Genomic DNA, 2,135 nt, shown 5'->3' on the forward strand with positions numbered 1-2,135 from the left:
GGTCTTTTGACAAATGGAAACGAGTATTTCTTATTTATAGACCTTCATAAAGAGGAAGGAATAGAGGAGCGAATCAATTACAAAGATAAATTCCTAGACAGAAACTATTTCCAATGGCAAAGTCCTAATGCAACTGCACAAAGCAGCGATAGAGGGAAAAACTTGATATTTAATAAGAATAGGAAGATAAATTTACATCTGTTTGTTAGAAAATATAGAGAAATAGATAAAAAAGCACAGCCGTATATCTATATAGGTAAGGGTGATACTGTTGAGTATAAGGGTGAAAAGCCTATAACTATGAAAATAAAACTACATAATGAGGTTCCTAGCAAGATATATAGGGAGTTTATTGAAAAAGTGTAAAACTATGAGGTGGTGAAACAAGTGAACATAAATAATTTCGAAGAATACATAGACACAACCATTCAGAAAAGAGGCTACAAATACTACACAGACGAAAACATATACGAAGAATACGAACAAAACAACGGCGAATACAAATTCGAAGTATACGGAACTCAAGACTACACAGTTACAGTCAAACTAAACGAAAATGGCGACATCATATACTCAAACTGCGACTGCCCATACGACTACGGTCCAACATGCAAGCATGAAGTAGCTGTTTACTACAAGCTAAGAGAGCTCCTAGAAAACAGCCAAAATAAAATACAAATAAAAATAAATAAAACTTCAAAACAAAATAATAAAACAAAAACGAAAAAACTATCATTTGAAGAAATACTACAAACACTAAATAAAGAACAGCTGAAAGAAATAATAAGATATGCAGCAACAAACAACAGCACAATACAAAATTACGTAACACTGAAATACTCACCAGTTGACGACAAAGCTGAATTGGAAAATTGCAGAAGGCTGATGAAATCGATTGTAAGGAAATATGCAGATAGATATGGATATATAGAATGGAAAAAAGTATCTTCATTTGTAAGCGAATTAGGTGAACTATTAAATAGAGCTGAAGCTATTCAAAATAGTGTATTAGCAATAGATATTTTACTTATGCTATTAGAGGAAGGCTTCAGAATACTTAGCCATGCAGATGATTCAGATGGATTTATAGGTGATTTTATAGATGATATATTTTATATGATAAACAACACTGTTATAGATGCAAAGGATAATAATGATAAAATCGCTATAAATAAAATGTTCGATAAAATACTGGATATGACATATAGCCGTATTTTTGATGGGTGGGAGCCATATAAGAAGGCATTGTTTGATATTTGCTGCAATATAGCGTATACAGAAGAGCTAAGAGAGAAGCTAAATTTAAAAATAACTCGAGATATGCAAAATGTAGACAAGGGTTATTATGGGCAATATGTAAGCGAGATATACTTAGATTCGATATATAAAATGTTAGATTTATATGGAGATGATCAAGAAGTTGAGAAGTTTTTATATGAGCATATAGATAAAAATGATTTTTTAGAATTTTTAATTGAAAGATACATTGTAAATGAAAAATTCGATAAAGCGATGGATTTAATTTCTAAATTAGAGCAAGACAAAGAATTTAAGTTCAAAGGATGTAGTGCAGATGAATTGAGATATAAAGTATATAAAGCTAGTAATCAAGTTGAAAAGCAGCGAGAATTGGCGAAAATACTATTATTAAAAGGTAAGATAGAGTATTATGATGAGTTAAAGGAATTATCAAATGACAAAAATTTCTTCAAAAATATAAAACAGGAATTAAAAGATTGTAATAACATAGGTGATTGGCAATTTATAAATATAGCTGAAGAGGAGAATGATTTAGAGGAAATTTTAGCATATGTAAAAAAATATCCAGGGAACATTGAACGATTTGCAGATATGTTAAATCCAAAATACAAGGATGAAGTTATAGAAATATACGAAACCTTCATAAAGGAATTAGCAGAACAAGCCTCAAATAGAACTAAATACAGCATAGTATGTTCAAAGATAAGAATTTACAAAAAGTTGGCAGGGAATGACAGAAAGAACAAAATCGTAAATGAATTAAAAATATTATACAAGAGAAAACCAGCCTTCATGGACGAGCTAAGTAAAATTAAATAACCCACACCTATTGATAAATCAACAAAACTCATATAAAGTTATACTTATAGGGAAAA

The 2,135-nt window shown here is 30.1% G+C and carries 2 protein-coding genes; both read left to right on the forward strand.

Going from position 1 to position 2,135, the window contains the following annotated elements; all coding sequences use genetic code 11:
* The coding region (locus MR593_RS01155) for a DUF3427 domain-containing protein (protein ID WP_290686059.1) at positions 1 to 366 on the forward strand (366 nt) is incomplete at its 5' end.
* 21 nt (positions 367 to 387) lie between these two features.
* Positions 388 to 2,079: an SWIM zinc finger family protein gene (locus tag MR593_RS01160; RefSeq protein ID WP_290686061.1), complete on the forward strand. Its 1,692-nt coding sequence runs from the start codon at positions 388 to 390 to the stop codon at positions 2,077 to 2,079.
* The last annotated feature ends 56 nt before the right edge of the window (positions 2,080 to 2,135 follow it).

Source organism: Intestinibacter sp. (assembly GCF_022780145.1).
Taxonomy (GTDB): Bacteria; Bacillota; Clostridia; order Peptostreptococcales; family Peptostreptococcaceae; genus Intestinibacter.